Origin of the sequence: Leptospira fluminis (genome assembly GCF_004771275.1) — a bacterium.
GTDB lineage: Bacteria > Spirochaetota > Leptospiria > Leptospirales > Leptospiraceae > Leptospira_B > Leptospira_B fluminis.
This window is the reverse complement of the sequence record NZ_RQEV01000009.1, coordinates 78,827-101,434: the sequence shown is the minus strand read 5'-3', so window position 1 is coordinate 101,434 and position 22,608 is coordinate 78,827. Positions and strand designations below refer to the sequence as shown.

The 22,608-nt window shown below is 47.0% G+C and carries 17 protein-coding genes; 13 read left to right on the top strand and 4 right to left on the bottom strand.

Annotation, left to right across the window (positions count from 1 at the left end):
- Positions 1-341: 341 nt before the first annotated feature.
- Positions 342-1,631: a sensor histidine kinase gene (locus EHO61_RS08595; RefSeq protein ID WP_135813217.1), complete on the top strand. Its 1,290-nt coding sequence runs from the start codon at positions 342-344 to the stop codon at positions 1,629-1,631.
- Between the two features lie 8 nt (positions 1,632-1,639).
- A complete protein-coding gene (locus EHO61_RS08590; protein WP_135813216.1) occupies positions 1,640-3,742 on the top strand; it encodes a DUF1577 domain-containing protein in 2,103 nt (700 codons plus the stop codon).
- Here EHO61_RS08590 and ispH read toward each other — a convergent pair.
- Positions 3,731-4,669, bottom strand: a complete 939-nt coding sequence (gene ispH / locus EHO61_RS08585; protein ID WP_135813215.1) for a 4-hydroxy-3-methylbut-2-enyl diphosphate reductase — start codon at positions 4,667-4,669, stop codon at positions 3,731-3,733. The genes EHO61_RS08590 and ispH overlap by 12 nt on opposite strands.
- Positions 4,670-4,962: 293 nt before the next feature.
- On the opposite strand from ispH, the gene EHO61_RS08580 reads away from it, so the two are divergent.
- Positions 4,963-5,811 (top strand): flagellin N-terminal helical domain-containing protein, encoded by an 849-nt coding sequence (locus EHO61_RS08580; protein WP_135768878.1) that lies wholly within the window; start codon positions 4,963-4,965, stop codon positions 5,809-5,811.
- Positions 5,812-6,046: 235 nt separating this feature from the next.
- Positions 6,047-7,711, top strand: coding sequence for an ArnT family glycosyltransferase (locus EHO61_RS08575; RefSeq protein ID WP_210415324.1), 1,665 nt, complete (start codon positions 6,047-6,049; stop codon positions 7,709-7,711).
- On the opposite strand, the gene EHO61_RS08570 is transcribed toward EHO61_RS08575, so the two are convergent.
- Positions 7,708-8,655 carry a glycosyltransferase family 2 protein gene (locus EHO61_RS08570; protein ID WP_135813214.1) on the bottom strand — a complete coding sequence of 316 codons (948 nt, stop codon included), beginning with the start codon at positions 8,653-8,655 and terminating at the stop codon, positions 7,708-7,710. The two genes, EHO61_RS08575 and EHO61_RS08570, sit on opposite strands and share 4 nt — an antisense overlap.
- A 213-nt stretch (positions 8,656-8,868) precedes the next feature.
- Here EHO61_RS08570 and EHO61_RS08565 point away from each other — a divergent pair, with 213 nt between their 5' ends.
- The 6 genes from EHO61_RS08565 (at position 8,869) to EHO61_RS08540 (ending at position 16,758) form a co-directional block, all read left to right on the top strand.
- Positions 8,869-9,960 carry a CehA/McbA family metallohydrolase domain-containing protein gene (locus EHO61_RS08565; RefSeq protein WP_135813213.1) on the top strand — a complete coding sequence of 364 codons (1,092 nt, stop codon included), beginning with the start codon at positions 8,869-8,871 and terminating at the stop codon, positions 9,958-9,960.
- 46 nt (positions 9,961-10,006) lie between these two features.
- On the top strand, positions 10,007-10,426 hold the full coding sequence (locus tag EHO61_RS08560) for a hypothetical protein (protein WP_135813212.1): 420 nt from the start codon (positions 10,007-10,009) through the stop codon (positions 10,424-10,426).
- A gap of 43 nt (positions 10,427-10,469) precedes the next feature.
- A complete protein-coding gene (locus EHO61_RS08555) occupies positions 10,470-11,843 on the top strand; it encodes a TolC family protein (RefSeq protein ID WP_135813211.1) in 1,374 nt (457 codons plus the stop codon).
- A gap of 103 nt (positions 11,844-11,946) precedes the next feature.
- Positions 11,947-12,954 (top strand): heavy metal-binding domain-containing protein, encoded by a 1,008-nt coding sequence (locus tag EHO61_RS08550; RefSeq protein WP_135813269.1) that lies wholly within the window; start codon positions 11,947-11,949, stop codon positions 12,952-12,954.
- Between the two features lie 13 nt (positions 12,955-12,967).
- Entirely contained in the window at positions 12,968-16,285 is a 3,318-nt protein-coding gene (locus EHO61_RS08545; protein ID WP_135813210.1) for an efflux RND transporter permease subunit, read from the top strand.
- A 161-nt stretch (positions 16,286-16,446) separates the two neighbouring features.
- On the top strand, positions 16,447-16,758 hold the full coding sequence (locus EHO61_RS08540) for a hypothetical protein (protein ID WP_135813209.1): 312 nt from the start codon (positions 16,447-16,449) through the stop codon (positions 16,756-16,758).
- A gap of 74 nt (positions 16,759-16,832) precedes the next feature.
- Here EHO61_RS08540 and EHO61_RS08535 read toward each other — a convergent pair whose 3' ends face one another.
- Together EHO61_RS08535 and EHO61_RS08530 are read right to left on the bottom strand one after the other, a co-directional pair.
- Positions 16,833-18,212 carry an MBL fold metallo-hydrolase RNA specificity domain-containing protein gene (locus EHO61_RS08535; protein ID WP_135813208.1) on the bottom strand — a complete coding sequence of 460 codons (1,380 nt, stop codon included), beginning with the start codon at positions 18,210-18,212 and terminating at the stop codon, positions 16,833-16,835.
- Between the two features lie 145 nt (positions 18,213-18,357).
- Positions 18,358-19,209 (bottom strand): flagellin N-terminal helical domain-containing protein, encoded by an 852-nt coding sequence (locus tag EHO61_RS08530; protein ID WP_135813207.1) that lies wholly within the window; start codon positions 19,207-19,209, stop codon positions 18,358-18,360.
- 308 nt (positions 19,210-19,517) lie between these two features.
- On the opposite strand from EHO61_RS08530, the gene EHO61_RS08525 reads away from it, so the two are divergent.
- The 3 genes from EHO61_RS08525 to EHO61_RS08515 are packed head-to-tail and all read left to right on the top strand — an operon-like array spanning position 19,518 to position 22,596.
- Positions 19,518-20,075, top strand: a complete 558-nt coding sequence (locus tag EHO61_RS08525) for a cob(I)yrinic acid a,c-diamide adenosyltransferase (RefSeq protein ID WP_135813206.1) — start codon at positions 19,518-19,520, stop codon at positions 20,073-20,075.
- Positions 20,048-21,349 carry a peptide MFS transporter gene (locus EHO61_RS08520; RefSeq protein ID WP_135813205.1) on the top strand — a complete coding sequence of 434 codons (1,302 nt, stop codon included), beginning with the start codon at positions 20,048-20,050 and terminating at the stop codon, positions 21,347-21,349. Before EHO61_RS08525 ends, EHO61_RS08520 begins: the two co-directional genes overlap by 28 nt.
- A complete protein-coding gene (locus tag EHO61_RS08515; RefSeq protein WP_135813204.1) occupies positions 21,346-22,596 on the top strand; it encodes a C40 family peptidase in 1,251 nt (416 codons plus the stop codon). Before EHO61_RS08520 ends, EHO61_RS08515 begins: the two co-directional genes overlap by 4 nt.
- The last annotated feature ends 12 nt before the right edge of the window (positions 22,597-22,608 follow it).

Below are 22,608 nucleotides of genomic sequence, written 5' to 3'. Positions count from 1 at the left end.
TAGCGCGTGTAACGTTTTCGGTTTATAATATGCCCCTATCCCAAAATAAAATGAGGAAAGTTAGAATATTTAGAAAATCTAATTATTGACATCCTATTCAAAAATTGTATTAATTTTTCCATAAATTAGCAAACAAAATAATACATACTAAAAAACTTCGACCCGCGGTCGAGCGGGAGTATGGCAGGAGAGCCGAGCCGATGGATATTTCTTTTCTGACAGGTATTTTTGCATTTTGGACCGGAGTCGATGGGACAGGTATTTCCGGAAGAAATCACTTCGATTTCAAAGAAAGTGTAATTATGAGAATTACATTCTATTCGAATGGAGGAGCTTGATCGATGAACAACGCTCATTATACTGAAGCGAATCTGCTCGAATCCGGAACTGAACTGCGGCTACTGATTTTAAGTTCCTCGCAAAGTTTATGGGAAACGGCAGAAACCAAACTATCCGACTTTTCCGCAAATATAGTCCCGGCGGATTCGTATGAAGAAGCTCTGAAAGATATCATCTCGACCACTCCCGATCTGTTGCTTGTGGAGTACGAAACGGTCTCCGAAAATCTGCACACGAGACTTTCGCTTCTTCACAAGCTCTGCCCGGAAAGTCTATTTTTGTTCGTATTGCCTGCAAAGACTCAGACAAGAAGTCTGGAAGGTTACGATTGGATTTGGAGCTACTTACGGGAGGAATCTCTCAACGAAGATTTATCATCCGAAATTTCGACGGCGATCTTCCACATCCTAGAATTGAATCAAAAAATAAAGTTACAAAGCGCAAAAAAGGAAAACCTGTCCTACGAATTGGAATGGTTGGTTTGGAAAGAATCGATTTCCGTTACCGACGATTTGCAATTGGGAAAGGGAATCATTCACAATCTTGCCAATAGTATGTTTCAAGGGATCGGAATCGGATCCTTGGTCGGCCAGTTAGACCTTTGCGAGTTCTTTATGAAAAAGGAGGAGGAATGCACTCGATTGCCCGAAAAGCTGATGGATGTGGTTTTAAGCACTAAAGATGCCCTTAGAGAAAGGATCGATCAGATCGAATTCTTTAAAAGATATCTAGACCTAAACGTAGAAAAGGTTCCGATGTCTTCTTCGGAATTGAGGGATTCGATGGAAAGGATCGGAAAGGAACTTCTTCCTACGTTTCGGATCAAAAACCACACTCTTTCGATTTCCGACGCGTTCGAACCCGCCGTTTTCCATTGTAATTCGGAATTTCTCAACTTTTCTCTGTATGAAATCTTAATTAATGCGATGAAATTCTCGCCGGAGGGTTCCGAAATCGCGGTTTCTTTCAACGCTTCGAAACAATCTAGCAGCTTGCTCGTCAAAAATTCTCCTAGTCGATCCACAAACGGAATTTGCGGCGTTCCGGAGGAATATTATCATAAGGTATTCGAACCTTTCTTTCGTATCAGCAATCTTTACGATGAACGTTTTTATACGAAAGAATTAGGGATGGGGATCGGCCTAAATGTGGTGCGAAATCTCGCCAAGCAAATCGACTGCAAAACCTACCTCTACGAAGTCAAGGGAGGCAAAAACAATCTTCCGGGCCGAGAGGTCGTAATAGAGCTCAAATTCAAAAATGTCTCCGCCGAATCGGCGTCCGAACTCTAACGAAAGCGATGAAACGTTCAGAAAAAAGAATCCCTCTCAGTGGGGGAATTTGCTACGTGACCGATTTTCAGTCCGCAGATTCCTCCTCATTAGATTCCGAGGATCCGATTACAGCGGACTTCGTGAGATTTTTATTCAAAAAATACGAAAGCATTTTGGCAAGAATGCCATTCGATACTGTGCATATAGATGCGTTCCAATCGGAAGACCCAGAGCGTTTCCATCTGGTTCAAAAAACGGGAAAGGTTTTTTATCTAAAAGATACCCGTAATTTGGAAGTGGAAGGCGCGGAAGGCAAAAACGTACCGGATGACGATACGTTCATAAGGGAATCCCCGGACGTTCTTAGGGAAAGATACAAAAATGAAAATATTCGATCCGAATTGATTCTACCTATTTTTGTTCGCGAAAAATCGGCGTCCGATCCTTTACCGTTTGCATATCTTTGGCTTCAAAGCAGAGAGAAACGCATTTCGGAAGAAATGTTAACCGAAATGGTGGACATAGTGAAACAAATGTCCGACGAGCTAAAAAATCCCTCTAAGCAGAAATTTGCGGGTAAATTTGCCGTGTCCGACATTTCGCATAACGGTGTCGGTTTCTCTCTGACGGGCGACCTTCTGCGTGAAACGCTTAATCAGCACGAAAACTACGAATTTACGCTGCATTTGCCGAAACAGAAACCCTTTTTTCTGATAGGCTCTTTACGTTGGTGGACCAAAGGGGAGGAGGGAACGGTCAGAGTCGGATTAAAAATGGATTGGACGAACATCGAGGAAGCGGAACGTTCCAGATTCGAAGGTTCCGTCCTCGGGTTCGTAAAAAAAGAAGAAGGGATTCCCGCCAACTCAGGCAAGCTATCGGAAGAAAAAGACGAGATTTTTAGAAAAGTCTTATATTTGGACGATGACCCCGCATCCTTGTCCAGGATGTTACTTTTATTCCAAAAACAACATGTACGACTGATTACGGCTTCCTCCCTCGCGGAAGCATTTTTCAAATGTAGCTTAGAGACCCCGGCTATCATTATCAGCGGTATCAAGTGGCAGGGGATGGAAGATTTGGCGGTATTGAAGGCGCTTAGAAAAGTGTCTCCCGGCTGCTTAGTGATTATCTATTCCGAATACGAAGTCGCTTCGCTCAGAATGGTCTCTTACAATTGGGTCTGGGCGCAATTGAGAAAACCGGAACAGGAAAAACAATTGTTACAATCCACCTTGGACGCCGTCGAATGCTATCAAAGTAAAATCCGAAACTATCGCGCGGTTTTGGAAGACGAATCCTCCCTTTCCGGCGAAATAGATTGGCTTTTGTGGAAAGATTATCAGAGAAATTCGGATCAGATGACGATCGGAAAAAACATATTGAATAATATTTCGCATAGTTCCGCCCAGGGATTAGGTTTGGGTTCTCTTTTGATCAACCTCGACCTCGCGGAAATCTGCATGAAGAGGGAAGACGGGGAGGTTCTGATCCCGAACGACCTAATGCGCACCCTTCTAGAAAACAAGAATATGATGCGCAATTGGACGGATAAATTGGAGAACCTAAAGAGTCTCTTCGATTTGAAAATCGAGGACGAGGCTATCGAGATGAGGAGAATACAGGAACTGCTATCTCAGACCATAACCTCCGTCGATAAACTTACTCAGATAAAAAACAATCAGATTTCCTTCGAAAGTAAATTTCCGGATCGCGTCGTGAATAGCAACGGAAAGTTTTTAACGTTTGCCGTTAAGGAGCTTTTAATCAACGCCATGAAATTCTCTCCCGAAGGTGCGCACATACAGGTGATGCTGTATGCCGACGACAAAAACGTCAGTATCGGCATCCTTAACGAGATCGACGGAAAAGAAACCGGCAAATCGGGTATACCGGAAAAATATTCGGACAAAGTGTTCGAACCGTTTTTTAAATTGAATCATATCTATGACGAGCGTTTCCATAAGGAGGATTTCGGATTCGGCATAGGGTTGAATATGGTCCAAAATCTGGGAAGGCAAGTCGGATGTTCCGTTCGCTTAAGCGAAGTGAACGACTACACGGGAGCCCAAATCCGCCGCAAAGTAGCCGCGGAAATCAAGCTACCCATACTGCATTCAATTCAATAATTTTCCCGGAAGTTTGAAGCTCATGGAATCCTCTCTGGAATCGGGGAAAAGCTGGACCTCGACTCCGGGGTAGAAATACCTAAGCTTTTCTATAATTTCATCCACTAGAATCTGCGGAGTGGACGCTCCTGCGGTTATTCCGAGGATGCGAATCCGATTTTTTTCCAGATATTCCTTATCCAGATCCTCAGAGGAGGTAACTTTAAAGGAGGACGGTCTGGACTTCTGCGCCAATTGGAGGAGTCGTAAGGAATTGGAACTATTGTCCGCTCCGATCACGAGCATGGCATCTATGGAATCCATCATTTGGGCCACGGCTTCCTGTCTCTCGGTAGTCGCATAACAGATGTCGTCTTTGGCAGGATGCTCCACCGAAGGGAAAAGTTCCGAAATCCGATTTACGATAATCTGGGTATCTGCGACGGAGAGGGTAGTCTGCATCAGGTATGTGATCGGTTTTTCAGGATCTATCCGATCCGTAAGCTTCTCCACATCCTCAGGAGATTCGACCAAATACATTTTTGCCTCTCCCATGGTCCCTATGGCTTCGTCGTGACCCTGGTGGCCGATGTAAATGATCTGATATTCGTCTTTGTAACGTCTCGCCTTGCGGTGCACCCGAGTCACGAGGGGGCAGGTGGCGTCGCCGACTTTCATGTTTCTAAGCTTTGCGTCTTCGACCACAGCGGGAGAGACCCCGTGAGCCGAAAAAATCACGGTGGCACCGTCGGGAGCTTCACCCAATTCGTTGATGAATCTGATCCCTCTTTTTTTCATGTCTTCCACCACTCGACGGTTATGAACGATCTCCTTCCTTACGTAGATCTGTTCATCGGACTGCGCCTGTACCTGCTCCACGTAGGAGATGGCGTACTTTACGCCGGCGCAAAAACCGCGAGGATTTGCCAGATAAATGGTTTGCAACATGAGTAACTTCAGCTTGCCCGATCCCGGTCGCGATGCGCAAGCATTTTAAGTCCGTAAGATTTCCTCTGAAAACATGCCCTTTCCCTCTAAAAACGGATCCGGAAAGCCGCGTTCCTCAAAGGAAAAAGGGACATAGAAATCGGAAGAGGGAAGGATTCTTTTATCCGATCGCACCAAAAAAAGTATCTTATCGGTTTTTCGGAACCAGTCGATTCAAAAGGTGAAGAGGTCAAGGAAGACCTCTAGGAAAGTCACATTCCTCGAAAGAGGATTCGGATTCAAGGAGGAACCGAATGATTATTAACCACAATATCAGTGCCATTTTCGCTCACAGAACGTTGAAGTTCAACAGCGAAAACATGACTAAAGACATCGAGAAATTGTCTTCCGGTATGAGAATCAACCGTGCCGGAGACGATGCATCGGGTTTGGCTGTGTCTGAGAAGATGCGGACCCAGGTCGGAGGTTTGCGCAGAGCGGAACAGAACACTGAGGACGGTATGTCGCTGATCCAGACGGCGGAAGGGTATTTGCAAGAAACCCACGAAGTCGTCCAAAGGATCCGTGTTCTCGCGGTTCAAGCCGCCAACGGTATTTATACCGAGGAAGACCGTCAGCAAATCCAAGTGGAAGTCTCCCAATTGATCGACGAGATCGATAGGATCGCTTCCCAGGCCGAATTCAACAAGATGAAACTCCTGACCGGAGCTTTTGCAAGGTTGAATCCGACCGCGAGTATGTGGTTCCACATGGGTGCGAATATGCACCAGAGAGAAAGGGTATATATCGAAACGATGAATACCGCGGCTTTGGGTCTCAGAAACCCGACCGTTCTTACCTTCATCTCTCTTTCTACGGCGGGAAAAGCCAACTCCGTGATCGGATTGGCGGACGATGCGCTCAGGCTGATCTCCAAACAGAGAGCAGACTTAGGCGCTTACTACAACCGTCTGGAGCATGCCGCTAAGGGGTTGATGAACGCTTATGAAAACATCCAAGCAGCGGAGTCTCGGATCAGAGATACGGATATGGCTGAGCAAATGACCAGCTTTACCCGTTACCAGATCCTGACTCAGGCAGCCACTGCGATGCTTGCGCAAGCGAACATGAAACCGCAAACCGTGTTGCAGTTACTCAAGTAACCTTCCGGTAGCTTCTCGACCGGTTTTCTAACCGAGAGCCGGTCGAGAGGACCTTAAGCGAATGCAGGTTCTTTCGACGGGACCGACGGATTTATAATTTTGTTATAAATCGCCGTACGACTCTGAAGCCTAACGTTCTGAACGCGGACCGTTGGGCTTTTTTTTGTACTAAAAATCATTGTATTTGTAACGGCTACCGATTTACTCGGAAGGGATTCTATTTAGGGAGACCCGCTTGGAGTTCCTTTTCAGATCCGTTCCTTTTTTGACCTTCCTGTATTTTTTTCTTTTACTTTGCGGCCTAGGTTCTTTTCCGCTAATCGACTGGGATGAGAATATTTACGGTGCCGCTTCGAAAAGCATGTATCTATCCGGGGATTTCTTCAGGATTTCCGTAAATGGGCAGCTTTTCACGGAAAAACCTCCTCTTTATTTTTGGTTGGCTTCTTTCTCTTATTTTTGTTTCGGTCTAAACGAATTTTCCACGCGGTTTCCGTCCGCGCTCAGCGGTCTTTTGGCATTCGTTTCCGTTTTTTGGCTGGGGAAAAAACTGAAGTCCTCCTCCTTCGGATTGGTTTGGGCATTGGTATATTCCTCGTCACTTTTGCCTTTGGTGCTGGCAAGAACCGCTTACATCGATCACCTCTTCAATACCTTTATCTTTTTGGGTTCGGCCGGGCTCATTCTCTATGATCGGAAGTCCAGAAAAGGGGAGGAGAGAGCTTGGACATATTCCGCTTTTGCCTCGTTTTGTATGGCATTAGCGGTACTCGCCAAAGGACCTCTCGGGCTCGCCATCCCTGTGGCTTCCTTTTTGGCGATGAGAGTCGCGGAACGTAGATTTCAGATTTCGGTTTTGCACGTAACGATTGGAGTCGTGATTTTCGTATTAGGAGTTTCTTCCTATTATCTCACCGATTATCTGCTGCATGGACGGGAATTTCTGGACGGCTTCCTGGAATTCCAAAGGAAACTTTTGACGAAGTCTCTGGAATCCCATACCGGTCCCTGGTTTTACCATTTTATCGTAGCATTGGTGGGATTTTTTCCATGGACACCCTTTTTGTTCGCTTATAGTAAGAGAAAAAACCTGGAACTGCTTCGTAAGGAAGATCTTCGCTCTCCTGCGATCTTTCTGTTAAGCTGGACGGTTCTAGTACTGCTGATCTTTTCCGTCGTAAAAACGAAACTTCCCCATTACTCCTCCTCGTTTTACTTTCCTCTCTCCTTCTTTGCCGCCGTCTTACTGGAAGAGAGGGGAAGAGAATTTTTGGATCAGAAAAAAGGATTCTTCCTGGCTGTCGGCATTTTCGGAGCCTTCCTGTCCCTGCTTTTCATTTCCCTTCCTTTTGTGGCGGAATACCTGATCGCTCAAGGTACGTTTTCCGAGTCCAAGGTTCCAACTTTTTCCTGGACGGATGCTCTTCCGGGAATCCTGCTGCTCTTAGGACTTTCCGTCTCCGTTCTGTTCGTATTCCTTCTTCCTTCCAAAAAGGATTTGCTACATCGGTTTCTCCTTCCGGTTTGGTTGACTCTTCTTCTCTTCCTATCTTCCCTTTCCTTCACCCTCGTTCCGAAAGTATTGGCTTTGCTACAGGACAAGAATCTTCGCCTGTTTGATCGAGCGATACAAGAAGGGGGAGAAGTCGTATTTTACAAATATCTTTCCTTTTATCCCATGTTCTATCGGGATCAGAAAATCCATATCATAGGAAGTTACAAGTTTTTGGACGAGACGGAAATTCTGACCGAACCTCAGGACAAAAAAGTGTTTCTGATCGGAAACGAGAATAGCCTCACGGAACTGACCTTTCTCTATCCGAAGAAAAGGTTCGAACCGGTAACGAAGGATGGAGGATTGATTCTACTTCGCGTGTGGAATGAGGAAAAATCTCGTTAGGACTTGTCGAATTTCAACAATTGGAGTTCGAAATTGAATCTTTGGATTTTCGAAACGGTATGCAAGATCAGTCCGATGGAAAAATTCAGAACGGCGACCACCATCAACCCGGTGGCTAAAACCGCTAGAGGAACGTGATATACGTACCTGTAACGGAGAAAATCCACTATGGCGGGAGCACCCGCCGCTACGGCCGCTAGCAAAGATAATACGGATAAAAAGCCGAAAAAATGCATGGGCTTATAATCCTTGAAAATCCAGAGGATATGATTCACCACACGATAACCGTCGCTGATCGTATTCAATTTGGAAACGCTTCCCGCCGGCCTGTCCTTGTAGGATATGGGGATCTCTCGGATCGCAAAACGTTTGTCCAAGGAATGCAGCGTCATTTCTATTTCCAATTCGAATCCGGAAGATAAGACCGGATAGTTCTTGATGAACTTTCGGGAAAAGACCCTATAACCGCTCATTGCGTCCTTTAACTTCGCGCCGAAGAGAAGGTTGATAATGGCGATGACGAGATTGTTTCCCAAAGAATGGAACCTGCGCTTGTTTTCCTTGTGATAGATTCCTTGGCTCAATCTATCGCCTACGACCATGTCCAGCTCTTCGGTTTCTAAGGCGCCGATCAACTTATGAACTTCCTCGGCGGGGTAGGTGGTATCGGCGTCCGTCATCACGTAGATATCGGCGTCCGCATGGAAGAAGGCCTTCCGCACGGCGTTCGCTTTTCCTTGTCTACTTTCCGACAGTACTTTCCCTTTGATTTTGTTTTTTTTCAAAGTTTCGGTAGCGATGGAATTCGTTCGATCGGAGGAATTATTATCTACGATCCAGAATTCCGCCTGAGGCAATTCCTTATAAAAAGCGAGAATCGTTTCTCGGATCGTGATTTCCTCGTTGTATGCCGGGAGGATGACTGCAATTTTTTTAGATTTCAATTTTCGTAGACCAGTGAGAAACGCGAATCCGACGGGGAGGATCGTATGTTTAAAATCTAAACTTTTTCGGGAAGGAGAGCGCAACAATCTTTTCGGAAAAAGAGGAAATCTTGGGAATTGGAAAGACAAATTGACGTCGGAACAAATATATAGCAATCTGATTGCAAGCGATTTCCCCCGAACACAAAACGAGAGGTATCTCCTAAAATTCCGATGTGGAAACGAGTCCTGATCTATTTTCTTCCCGCTCTTCCGCTTTTCCTTTTAGGATGGATTGCCTGGGCAATCCTCTTCCTACGTTCCCCTTTAAAAACGAAACCTCTCGGAGAATGGAACAAAGGAGAATTATCAAATCCATACGCGACCTCTAAGAAAAAAAGGTGGATCAAGGCCGCCATCCATTTGCACACGAACAGAGCCTGGTTTACCCCGCTCCGTAATTCACCGGAAGAAGTTATGGAAGTGTATGCGAACCACGGATACGAATTACTCTCGTTTACGGATTACGAAAAGATCACCCGCATTCCATCGGGAAAAATCGCCGGATTGTCGGGATACGAGTGGGGAAGAAATTTCCGAAAGCGGCACATGACCGTTCTGGGCGCCCGGGAAGTGGATCACGACATGTTCCCGCTGTATTCCTCTCCGGAAAACATCCAATGGGAAATCGATCTCCAGAACAAGAAAGGGAATTTCGTTACGATCAACCATCCCTCCTTGTACGACAGTTTTCCCCTTCCTTTTTTGGAAAAGTTGAGCGGTTACAATGCGATCGAAGTACTTTCTCCTTTCGGAGATATCCTGGAATATTGGGACAGGCTCTTAAGCTTAGGCGTGTCTTCTTTTTGTATGGCGAGCGACGATCTGCACTATCTTCCCAAAGAGGAATACCTAAAAGTGACGAAGGATTCCTTTCCTTCTCTACGGGAGTTCGCGACTAAGATGTCGGACCAGGACGGAGAATCTTTGATGAGATACGTTCTGATCAATTCGGATTCCTTGGAAGAAAAGGACGTACTCTCCTCCCTAAAATCGGGAAATTACGCCTGCGTCCGAAAGATGGATCGGGTATTGGCGGATCCGAAACTCAAAATCTTCGGCATTCGGAACGGAAAAGAGGTGTATTACGAATTCGAGGACCTTCCTTTGACCGTGGATTTTATCGGGAAAAACGGAAAGCTCCTTTCGAGATCCTACGGGCAAAAAAAGGGAAGTTATCGTTTTCAGCCGGGGGATCTTTATGTTCGAATCCAGATCGTATTCCCCACTGCTGTGGTCTTAAGTAACCCGTTTTACCAAAAATGACTTTTTTTCTTGACAAAGCCGTCCTAGACTCAGTCAGATAAATCAGATGAATTCTTCCAAGAAAGTGGCCGGAATTTTACTCCTGGGCTTTTTGCTACAGGTTTCCTGCGCTTCCTTGGCAAGTCTGTTCGGAATTTGCCCGATAGACAATCCTCAGAACCGTTTCCAAACGGTGGCACAATCGGAAGCGGACGTACCCCCCTGCCATGCGGACCGATCTTCTCAGAGAGAATCCTCTGAATCGGAATCCGGAGATTGTTGCCAAAAGGATTTTACTGCTTCCTCGGAAGACTCGATTTTGAGAGTTTCCTTGGACAAGTTAAAGATGGAAATCGTTTCGATTCCGTTCTTCCTTCCTTTGCAAACTAAATTAGAGACTCCCTCTTTCCGTCGTGTTCTCGCCGACCGGAACGGTTCCTTTTCCAAAATCCGTACGTACAGCTTTCTACAAGTTTTTCTAATTTAATCCCGCGCTTCTAAATTTCCCCTTTTTGATTTCGGAGGATTTTATGAGCGTACTACGCATTCTTTTTATATCGTTTCTATTCTTTCTCTCTTTTTCCGTCTTCGGAGAGAACAAAAAGTTGGAGGACATTCTGGAGATTCTGGCGACGGAGCATCCTGAAGCGAAGACTCTCGCAGGGGTGTCGCACGCGCACAAATCGCATTCGGAAGCGTCCGGCATCTTGCCCGATCCGAAAATCGGTTTTGCTTATCGAAATTATCCGACTCGAAACGGCTATTCTTTAAACGGAAATCGGGCCTTAGACACTCCCACTATGACCGGAATCGAGTTCTCCGTTTCCCAGGAGTTTCCTTTTCCGGGAAAACTAGGAACGGAGAAACGGATTTCGAAGATTATGGAAGCCGAAGCCGGCCTGGGGTATCAGGTCGGAGTCAACCGGATGCTCGGAGATTTTTTTATCCGTCTGAATCGTTACAAAAGGGCGGAGAGGAAGAAGGAATTTAATTCCAGAATTCTGGAACTTCTAGGAGTCCAAAAATCGGTTTTGGAAGGAGCGTATTCCTCCGGAGTCGTCCCTTTGACGGGAGCGCTGAAGGTTTCCGTAGCAAGGACGGAAGCACTCGAAAAGCAGGAGGAATATAATACTCTTCTTAAGGATCTCACTTCCCAATTGGAATATTACCGGATCGAAAATCGGATTTCATCGAACGATTTTTACGGAATCGACTTGGAATCCTACTTGGAAGAAAGCGTACGTAGATTGGGAGAGATCACCGGATCCGGAAAATCGGCGGCGGAAGAAACTCCGGATTATAAAATTCTGATAGAGGAGGAAAAAAGACTCAAAGAACAATCCAAGCTGACGAAGTATTCCCTGGCTCCCCAAACGGAAGTCTTCTTCTCTTATATGAAAAGAAGGTCCCAGACCTTTGCAGCCGATACCGGGCCTTTGAATTACGGACTCATGGATACGACGGAATATAGAGGCGATCTTTTCAGCGTAGGCGTAAATATGAGGGTTCCGGTCTGGTCCGCTTTAAAATGGAATTCCATCACGGGAGAAACGGAACATCTAGCGGAAGTGGGAAAGGACTCCGTGAATAAAACCCGCTCCCAACTGGTCTCGGAAATCACCCGAAATATGGAATTGATCCGCGGAACCTCCAACCAGATCCAGATCATCGAAAAAAAATTACTTCCGGAAATGGAAAGAGTCGTCCGTGCAGGATCCTCTTTGTACGCTCCGGGAAAGGCTAACCTGCAGGATACCTTGGTTTCACAGGTGGAGGTCTGGAATACCAGAATTCGATTGGAGGATTTGAAGGAACGCAAAAACGAGACCGTTCTAAATCTTCTCAAACTTTTAAGTCTGATCTACCGAGAACCGAAGATCCCGAGCCATGAAAAACACGGATGACCAACAGGGGAATTTACATACGATGAACGCTTTCCATCCACCGAAGAATAACAGATCTATCTCCGACCTATTTGGGCAAACGAAAGGCTTTCTTTTCCGAACGATGCTCTGCGCGCTCCTCGTCTCGACGATTTTTTGCGCCAAAAAAAAGGAGACCTATTATTGCCCCATGCATCCCACCTATACGAGCGATCGTCCCGGAACCTGCCCGATTTGCGGAATGGATCTGGTCAAAAAGGGTGCGGCGGAATCAAACCAGAAGAAAGATGCGGAACGCTCTCCCGACTCGGAAACGGGAAATCCGTCCGAGCAGTCCGCGAACGAATTTTTTCTTTCCGAAGAGAAACAAAGATCCATCGGAATCAAAACGGACAAGGTATTACGACGGAATCTTATCAAAAAGATAAACCTATATTCCAACGTGGCCTACGATCCGGATTTGTATGCGGCCTTGACGGAATACAAGGCGGCTCTTAGATCGTCCGAGCTCTTTCCCGAAACGGGGTCTTCGATTACGATCACGAACCTACAGCTACGTTTAAGACAATTGGGTTTGTCGACGGAACAGATCAGAGTCTGGACTTCCGGTCAAAGGGATCCGTCCGAATTGATTCTAGGCGGAAAGGGAGGAAAGGCACATATCTATTCTCAAATTTACGAATCGGATCTTTCCAGTGCAAAGGCTGGACTTCCGTTTCACTTCAAAACGGACGTATATCCTAACGTCGAATTCGAAGGAAAAATCAAAAGCATAGATACGATTCTGGATAAGAATAACAGAACGCTCAGACTTCGAAGCGAAGTGTCGGATCCCAAACAACTTTTGAAACCGCAAATGTTCGGAAACGGAAGCATAGAAGTGTCCTTTTCCGCGGTCTTGAGCGTCCCTACTTCCGCGATCTTGGATACGGGAACGAGAAAGTTGGCGTACGTCCGCACGGGACCCGACCGATTCAAAGGGGTGGAAATTCGAACGGGAAAATCGATAGAGAATTGGACGGAAGTTCTTTCGGGATTGGCGGAAGGGGAGACGGTCGTGATCGAATCCACTTTTTTAATCGATTCCGAGGCGAGAATTCGTCTAGGCGATTCGGGCGAACATAAGCATTGATCCGGAGAAAAAAATGATCCGCAATATAATTCGATTTTCCGCAAATAATAAATTTTTAATATTATTGTTCACGCTGGCGCTTCTCGTTGCTTCCTACGTTTCCATGAAAACTATTCCATTGGACGCGATCCCCGATCTTTCGGATACGCAAGTGATCGTATACTCCAGGTGGGACAGAAGCCCCGACATCATCGAGGACCAGGTAACGTATCCCATCGTTACCGCGCTATTGGGTGCACCCAAAATCAAGGTAGTGCGAGGTTTTTCGGATTTCGGCTTTTCTTACGTATATGTGATCTTTCAGGACGGAACGGACATTTACTGGGCCCGGTCCAGGGTTCTGGAATACCTTTCCCGGATCCAAGCCCAGCTTCCGCAAGGGGTAAAAACGGAACTCGGACCGGATGCAAGTGCGGTGGGCTGGGTGTTTCAGTATGCTTTGGTGGACACGACAGGAAGTCAATCTTTGGCGGACCTTCGAACCTACCAGGATTTTCACCTCAGATATTTATTGAATTCCGTCCCCGGAGTCTCGGAAGTAGCCGGAATCGGCGGATTTAAAAAGCAGTACCAAATCACGGTGCACCCTAACGCTTTAAGATCCTATAATGTAGGATTCGAAACTCTCGTCCAGAGGATCAAGGAGAGTAACCAGGAAACGGGCGGTCGCCTTTTGGAAATTTCCGGAGCGGAATATATGGTCCGGGGAAGGGGTTACCTTACGTCCTTGGCGGATATAGAGAACATTCCGTTAGCGACGGACGTAAACGGCACACCGATCCTACTCAGGAACGTCGCCTCCGTACAATTCGGTCCCGATATCCGTCGTGGGATCGCCGATTTGAATGGAGAAGGGGATGTGGTCGGCGGGACGATTGTCATGCGACACGGGGAAAACGCGCTCTCGGTGATCGAAAGAGTGAAAACGAAACTGGAAGAACTTAAGAAGAGTCTTCCGTCCGGAACGGAAATCGTAACCACGTACGACCGGTCCGAACTGATCGAGCACGCCATTTCCAACCTAAAATTCAAACTCGTGGAGGAAATGCTGATCGTCTCGTTGGTCATCCTATTATTTTTATGGCATTTTCCCTCCGCGATCATTCCTATTTTGACCATTCCTATTTCGGTAATCATCGCGTTCATTCCCATGAATCTGATGGATATCAATGCGAATATCATGTCCTTGGCGGGAATGGCGATCTCCATCGGAGTGTTGGTGGACGGAGCGATCGTGGAGGTGGAGAACGCGTATAAGAAATTGGAGGAATGGGAATCGGGCGGAAGGAAGGGGGATTACCATCTGGTCCGGTTGGAAGCTCTGCTGGAAGTAGGTCCTTCCGTTTTCTTTTCTCTTTTGGTCATTGCGGTCGCCTTCTTTCCGATTTTCACGCTCGTCGATCAGGAAGGACGACTTTTCAGACCTCTCGCTTATTCCAAAAATATCGCGATGGCGGTCGCCGCAATCCTTGCAATCACCTTGGATCCCGCCTTCCGAATGATTTTTACCAGAATGGAACCTTTCCGATTTAAAAGTGCGATTCTTTCCAAAATCGCCAGCACGCTCTTGGTCGGAAAATATTATCCGGAGGAAAAACATCCGGTCAGTAGGGTTTTGTTTCGACTGTACGAACCTGCGTGTCGTTGGGTTCTGAATCGACCCAAGACAACGATCGCTTCCGCAATTTTAGCGGTCTTAGTCAGCGTCCCAGTTTATTTCGGTTTGGGATCCGAATTCATGCCTCAATTATATGAGGAATCCTTGCTGTACATGCCTACGACTCTTCCCGGGATATCGGTCGCTGAAGCGGAAAAGCTATTAGTAGCGATGGATCGCAAACTCAAATCGTTTCCGGAAGTCAAAAGCGTATTCGGTAAAGCGGGCAGATCGGATACCGCGACGGACCCTGCTCCTTTTTCCATGATGGAGACCGTGATTCTTCTCAAATCCAAGGATGAATGGAGGGAAGGAAACCGCTTCTATTCCGGATGGCCGAAACCGCTCCAAGTTCCTTTTCGTTTATTCATAAACCCGAAACTCAGCAAGGATGAACTCGTCGATCTGATGAATCGCGAGATGCAATTTCCGGGCGCGACGAACGCGTGGACCATGCCGATCAAGACGAGAATCGACATGCTCAGTACCGGAATGAGAACCCCCATCGGAATCAAAATCCTAGGTTCTTCCTTGGTGGAGATCGAAAAAATCGGAGTGCAGATAGAATCCGTTTTGAGAACCGAAAAGGACGTACGAAGCGTATTTGCCGAACGGACTGCGGGGGGATATTTTTTGGATATCCAACTTCGACGGGACAAGCTTGCAAGATATAATATTTCGGTCGACTCGGCCCAACAGATCGTCGTAGCCGCGATCGGAGGGGAACCTGTGACCCAAACCGTAGAAGGAAGGGAACGATTCTCGGTCAATGTCCGTTATCCCAGGGAATTAAGAGACTCGATCGATAAGATCCGATCTATTTTGGTCCCGACCAAAGAATTCGGTCATATCCCCGTCGGAGAAATCGCGGACGTCACGACAAAGACCGGGCCGTCCATGATCCGAGACGAAAACGGTTTTTTGGCGGGATACGTCTATTTAGATACTTCCACCTCCGATATCGGAGGCTTTGTGGATAAGGCCAAACGAACGGTGGCGGAAAAAATTTCCGTACCGGCGGGATATTCCATAGTTTGGAGCGGTCAGTACGAGAATATGCTCCGTGTCAGGGAGAGAATGAAGTACATCCTGCCTCTGACTCTGTTCGTGATCTTCCTTTTGATTTACCTGAACACGAAGTCCTACGCCAAGACTTTCATCGTCCTATTGGCCGTGCCGTTTTCATTGATCGGGGCCGTATGGCTTTTGTACATATTGGATTACCAGGTATCGGTCGCGGTTTGGGTAGGAATGATCGCCTTAATGGGACTGGATGCGGAGACGGGAGTCTTTATGCTCCTATATCTGGATCTCTCGTACGAGAGCGCGGAACGTAACAAAGGCTTTTTGACCAAGGAAGATCGCATACAGGCCGTGATCCACGGAGCCGTTCATAGAGTACGTCCGAAAATCATGACCGTACTTGCCGCCATGATGGGACTTTTGCCTATCATGTGGTCTGACGGAACCGGTTCCGACGTAATGAAACGGATCGCTGCTCCTATGGTAGGCGGCTTGGTAACCAGCTTCCTTTTAGAACTGCTTGTCTATCCCCCAATCTACCTGCTCTGGAAGGAGGGAAGGTTCGGACGATCGACTCCGGCTAAGAAAGAAAATTCTGACCTTCCCCTTGTCCGCGAGTCAGCGCCGGAAAAAACAAAACGCAAGAGATAAGGAGAAGATTCGAATGTATAGCTGCTTAAAAAATAGACATGGAAAAGGAATGTGCACGTTTTTCAATTTTCATCTTGCTAATACAGCTTCCGACTTCTAGAATATGCAAAGGCGGGCCAAGAAAAACGAATTGGAATCAATCCGCCGCCATTGGAGACAAAATGAAAAAACTGTTAGTTGCAACTCTGATGTTGACTATCCTTCCGTTGGTCAACATTCACGCCTTCAGCGAGCTTGAAAAACTTTTGATCGCCGAAGCTACGACCCCCGAGTTAAAGAAAATTGCGAAAGACTATTTTCTGAGAAAAGCCCAAGACCAAAAGGAATTGGCCGAAAAATACAAAGCCATGAGCAATTTGAATCGGGGCGGAAAATCTACTTCGGAAGATTCCGAAAGGAAGAAGTACAAACAACTCGCCGATCATGTAAGCCTGGAATCCGCGAAGTACAAAGAGCAGGCGGATAAGTTCTAAATCCTCTGCAACGGTTACCGACGGGAGGGTTCTTTTGCCAAACTCTCGAGAAGCCGTCGGTAACCGGATCGTTCTTACTCCAGAGAAAAGCCTTCCACCTGATTGTATCCTGGAACTTCCACCGTCCAAGAGTATTCGGTTTCTATCTTTTTCTTCAGACCTTGGGCTCCGTCTTTTTCGCCGTGAACCACGTAAATCTTAGGCTGGGTTCCTTTTAGCTCGGACAACCAATCCAGCAATTCCCCCTGGTCCGCATGGGCCGAAAAACCTTCGATCATATCGACGGCGCAAAGGACAGGATGCCATTTTCCGCGGATTTTGATTTCCTTTTTACCTTCCCATAGCTGTCTTCCTCTGGTTCCTTCCGCTTGGTATCCCGCGAGAAGAACCAAAGAATTTTTATCCTTTAAGATTTCCTCCAAATAGGTCAAGACCCTGCCTCCGGTGACCATTCCGCTTCCTGCAATTACGATCTTCGATCCTTTTAAAGCGGAAATCCTTCTGGATTCGTCCGGGCGCTGCACGATCCGGATCTGTTCGCAAATCTTTCCCAAGTCATCCTGGTTCAGTTTGTGCCAGCCTTCTCCCGATCTGCGGAAGACTTCCAGAATATGTTGCCCCATAGGTGAGTCCATGTAGATCGGAAGGGAAGGGATCCGTTCTTCGGTGCGTAATTTCCAGAGCAAGTACATGAGGAGTTGGGTTCTTTCCACGGCAAAACTGGGAATGACGATGGTTCCGTTTTTACGATGAAACTCATTGATCAGAGAAACTAGTTTTCCCTCCGAATCCTCGGAATGAATCCGATTTCCGTACGTGGATTCGATCAAAACAACGTCCGCATGTTTCGGTTTTTCGGGAGGAAACAGAAGAGGATCCTCCTTTCTGCCCAAATCCCCGGAAAACACGAAAGTCTTGTTTTTCACCCGAATCTCGATCGAACTCGCTCCCAGTATATGACCCGCATAGAAAAAGCGGACCTGAATTCCGGGAAACAATTCAAAAGAAACGCCTAACGTTTGCTTTCTAAAGAAAGAAATCGTTTTTTCCACATCCTCTGAATCGTAGAGGGGAAGGGCGGGAGAATGTTTGGAATATCCGTGCTTATTGGCCGCTTCCGCATCTTCTTCCTGCAACCTAGCACTGTCCTTCAGGATGATTTCCGCAATTTCAAGCGTGGGTCCCGTTCCGAAAATATCTCCGGAGAACCCGGATTTTACCAGTCGGGGAAGATAGCCCGTATGATCCAGATGTCCATGTGTCAGCAGAACCGCGTCGATATGCGCCGCTTCCGCAGGCAGGGATTCCCAATTTCGAAGTCTCAGTTCCTTGATTCCCTGGAACAATCCACAGTCTATGAGTAAATTCTTACCCAAGGCTTGGAACAGGAATTTGGAACCCGTAACCGTTCCTACTGCTCCCAAAAATCGTATGCTCGCCATCTCGGAATTCATTCTAAGGTACGCCGGCCTCCCGAACCTTTACAATAACTATAAAAATGCCCGCATAGAATGCGGGCCTTCGTCTCAGTTTTGTAAATTCTTTCCCCTTACCGAAAATCGAGCAAGAGAAAATGTCTACGGAACGTTCTAGTAAAAATCAACCGAATCTTTCGCTAAGCAACTTGACTACTTGCTCCGGTCTCATATTCGCTTGCGCGAGCATTGCGACTCCGCTCTTCGTCAAAATCTGATTTTTAGTGAATTCCACGATATGCTCCGCCATATCCGCATCTCGAACTCTACTTTCCGCTGCGACCATATTGATGTAATTCGCCTGGAGTCCTTCCGCTGTGATTTCGAGACGATTGTAGTACGCCCCCAAATCGGACCTTTGCTTGTTAACCCTCTGGATCGCATTGTCCAAGATTCCGATCATGGAGTTGGAAGAGGCGGGGGTGGACAAAGTCTGCTTCTTACCGTTGTTTTCCAATTGGAGAGCTGCCGCATTCATCGCATCTACGAAAATTTCCAGCCTTTCGTTTTGGTTCGGTCCCACATGCAACTGGATCGGATTCTTGGATTCCTTGGAATAGTTTCCGCTCAAAGGACGGATCTTATTGAACTCCGCGGATTTTCCCAAGCGATCCACTTCGTCGATCAGTTGGTCCACTTCCAGCTGGACCAACTTCCGATCCTCGTCCGAATAGATTCCGTTCGAGGTTTGGATGGAAAGTTCTCGGAGCCTCTGCAGAATATTATTCACCTGCTCCAGATTTCCTTCCGTAACTTGGATAAAGGAAACACCGTCCATCACATTCCGTTCCGCCTGAGCAATTCCGCGGATCTGGGTTCTCATTCTTTCCGAGACGGAAAATCCGAGAGCATCGTCTCCGGCGCGGTTAATGCGCATTCCTGTGGAGAGTTTCTCCGCAACTTTGTCTTGGTCTTGATTGACTGTCTTCAGTACATTATTCGTACGAAGAGCGCTGATGTTGTGATTGATTATCATCGACAACCTCCCTGTAGAAGAGGCTCGGATCCGTCCGAACCTATATTTCCGGCTCTTTTGAGGGGAGGGAGCCCCCCAGGCAACCGGGTTCCACTGCGATTTCCACCCCTCTTTTTCCGAAGGGACGGACTTTTTTTGTATCTCCCCCTAAAGACCCTAAGCGAAAAAGGCGATACTGTCTATAAGGGGATTTGTGCTTTCATTATATCTTTTTGCGATAGCACTGCAACTTTTTTTCCCAAACCCTCCTCTTTTGCTAGGGAAAATTCTAAGCCTTCCCGGATTTTGTCCCGTAATCCTCGAATTTTATGAAGATTTATACCAAAAAAGGCGATTCCGGTACGACTTCTTTGGCTTCCGGAACCCGCGTTTCCAAAGGTGACCTCCGGGTGGACTTGTACGGCACGGCGGACGAATTGAATTCCGTCTTGGGTGTGGCCGTTTCTTTTTTAAAAACCCCTTCCGAGTTAAAAGGGATTCTGGATCGGATCCAAAATTTGCTTTTTGAATTGGGTTCCGAATTGGCCGGCTTTCATAAAAAGGACGGCACTTCCTGCATTTTAGAGGAAGATATTCTGCAATTGGAAACGGAAATAGATGCTTGGGAAACGTCCCTAGTTCCTTTAAAACATTTCGTTCTTCCCGGAGGATCCCAAGCGGCGGCATTCCTACATGTGGCTCGCACGATCGCAAGAAAGTTGGAAAGGGATCTTGTAAAGGCCAAGGACGGTGGATCTCCGATCCATCCCGAAAACCTACGGTTTTTAAACCGACTTTCCGATCATCTTTTCGTGGCGGCGCGTTACGCGAATTTTGAAGCACAAGTACAAGAGCCTCAATGGAAATCCAGAGCCAAAGGAAATTGAGGCATCCTAAAGGACTCTTTCTACTTTTCTTCGTGGAAATGTGGGAGAGATTTTCCTTTTACGGAATGCGGGCCTTGTTGGTCCTTTTTTTGACGAAGTCCTGGCTTCTAGCCGACCAGGAAGCGAATCGAATTTACGGGATATACAATGGACTCGTATATTTGACTCCGATTTTCGGAGGATTTCTTGCGGATCGATTTTTAGGCTATCGGACTTCCATCTTTTTAGGCGGACTTCTGATGATGTTAGGCCATCTCTCTCTGGCCATAAACGGGACCGAAACTTTTTTTCTGGGTCTGGGACTACTCATCTTAGGAAACGGTTTTTTTAAACCATGCATTTCCACGGTCGTGGGAAAAATTTACGAACTGGAAGGAAAAGCGGATCTGAAAGATTCGGGTTTTACCATATTCTATTTCGGAATCAATCTAGGAGCGGTCTTGGGCACCTGGGCCTGCGCCAACATTGCGGAAATGTACGGTTGGCATTTCGGATTCGGAGTGGCCGCTTTGGGAATGCTTACCGGTCTTCTCATTTTCGGAACCTGGAGCTCTAGTCTTCCGAAAAATTCTTTCGTGCCGGGTGCGGCAGTAAGCGACTCTATAGAAGAAAAAACGGAGTCGACTTCCTCTACCGCGGGTAGGGATCGGATCCGAGCGATCCTTGTGTTCTCGGGCATTACGATCATATTCTGGGCTTCTTTCGAACAAATGGGTTCCTCCTTGAATTTGATCATAGATAGATACGTGGATCGGAATCTGTACGGATGGACGATCCCGGCGGCGAATTACCAATCTTTGAATCCGATTTTCGTCATTCTGTTTTCTTTGGTCGTATCCAGCGGTTGGAAAAAGCTCGAATCTTCCGGGATTCATGTTTCAAGCGTGGTGAAGTTTTCCATGGCTCTAGTGACTTTAGCCTCCGGGTTTTTAGTTTTGTGTCTAGTCACCTCCTTGACCCAAGGAAAATTTTCCTCTTGGTGGATCATTCTCGCTATCCTATTACATACGCTCGGCGAACTGTTTATTTCTCCGGTAGGTCTTTCCCTAATTACGAAATTGGCCCCGGCAAAATCAGGGTCGATGATGATGGGAATTTTTCTCTTATCCAGTTTTTTCGGTCATTTGATCGCCGGAGAATTGGCCGGAACTATGGGCGGAAGAGAGCATCTGTCCGACTTTTTTCTTCTCTTCGTGATCGTGCCGGGCTGCACGGCCTTCGTTCTTTATCTCTTCCGAAAAAAATTGGAATCTTGGATGCACGGCGTAAGATGAAACCGGGAGTTTTCGCGGTTCTGTTTCTCAGCTTTCCGATCTCCCTTGCGGCGGATCCGTTTCAGGACCTTCTAAAACAGGATTTTTCCAAGAGCCAAAGCCTACTCATCCAAAATGCGGTATTCCAAAGAATCGGCCGCAGAGCGAACGAAAAGGAAGTCTTGCAGATCGCGAAAAACCTGATCCCTTGGGCGGTTTTGGAAGGTCTATCTCCGGAAACGGTCGCGGATTTGATCCTGAAAATGGACACGGCCCGAAAATTCGGTTTCTCCTTCGAGGAGTCCGAAGATGCGATTCCGGTTTCCGCAAAACGGGAAATTTCGGAAAAAGATTTTCCCCTGATCGTTCTTTATCTAAAGGAAACGAACCAAGCCAGAATCTCCGAAGAGGTACGAAATCGTTTTTTGGATGTCGCTTTGGAAAGAAACTGGTCCGGTTTTTCCGTCTTAGCGGCAGGAAGAGCCTTGGCCGCAGGAAAATTGGTGGACTTTCCCCAGAATCGATTGGCTACCCGGATCCTAAACCGCTTCAGCCCTAAAGGTTCCAGAGAACCTTGGTCCAGATGGGAATCCGATTTTAAATCCGTTCTGGACGGAAAATTGGAAGGGACTTCTTATATTCTTTTATCGAATTTAAAAAAATTGCATTCTCAGATCGAAAAAGGAGATGCGGGGCCTCTTGCCAAAGCTAGATCCGTAGAAAATTCGTTAAACGAAGTAGGCCAAATCGTAATCGGAGACCGACCGAAATTCGAACCGGTTTCCGAGCCCCCGCTTGTTCCGAATCTTCCCGAGCCGAACGAGCCCATCCCGTCGCATAGCGAAGCGAAAGAGGATTGGCATGTTCTTTCCGCTTCGACTCTGAAAAAAGTCGCGGGAGAATGGGTCGGAACTCCTTACAAATGGGGATCTTCGGCTAAGACCGGAACGGATTGTTCCGGATTCACGTACAGGGCCTTGACAGACGGACGAATAGGAGTTCCGGAAAAATTGGTATCGAGAGCTTCGAGCGCGCAGTCGAAATTGGGCGTTCCGGTGGGACACGACGAAATGAGAGCCGGCGACCTGATCTTTTTTTCGGCGTCTCCGAACCAATCCAAAGTCACTCACGTCGGACTTGTGCTTTCGCCGAAGGAGTTCGCCCACGCATCCTCGACGAGAGGAGTGATCTTCGACCATGTGGATTCCAAATGGTGGTTGGAACGTTTCGTTCTTTCCAGAAGATTGTTCAGCAAAGTGGTGGAATAAGTTTCGAAAGAT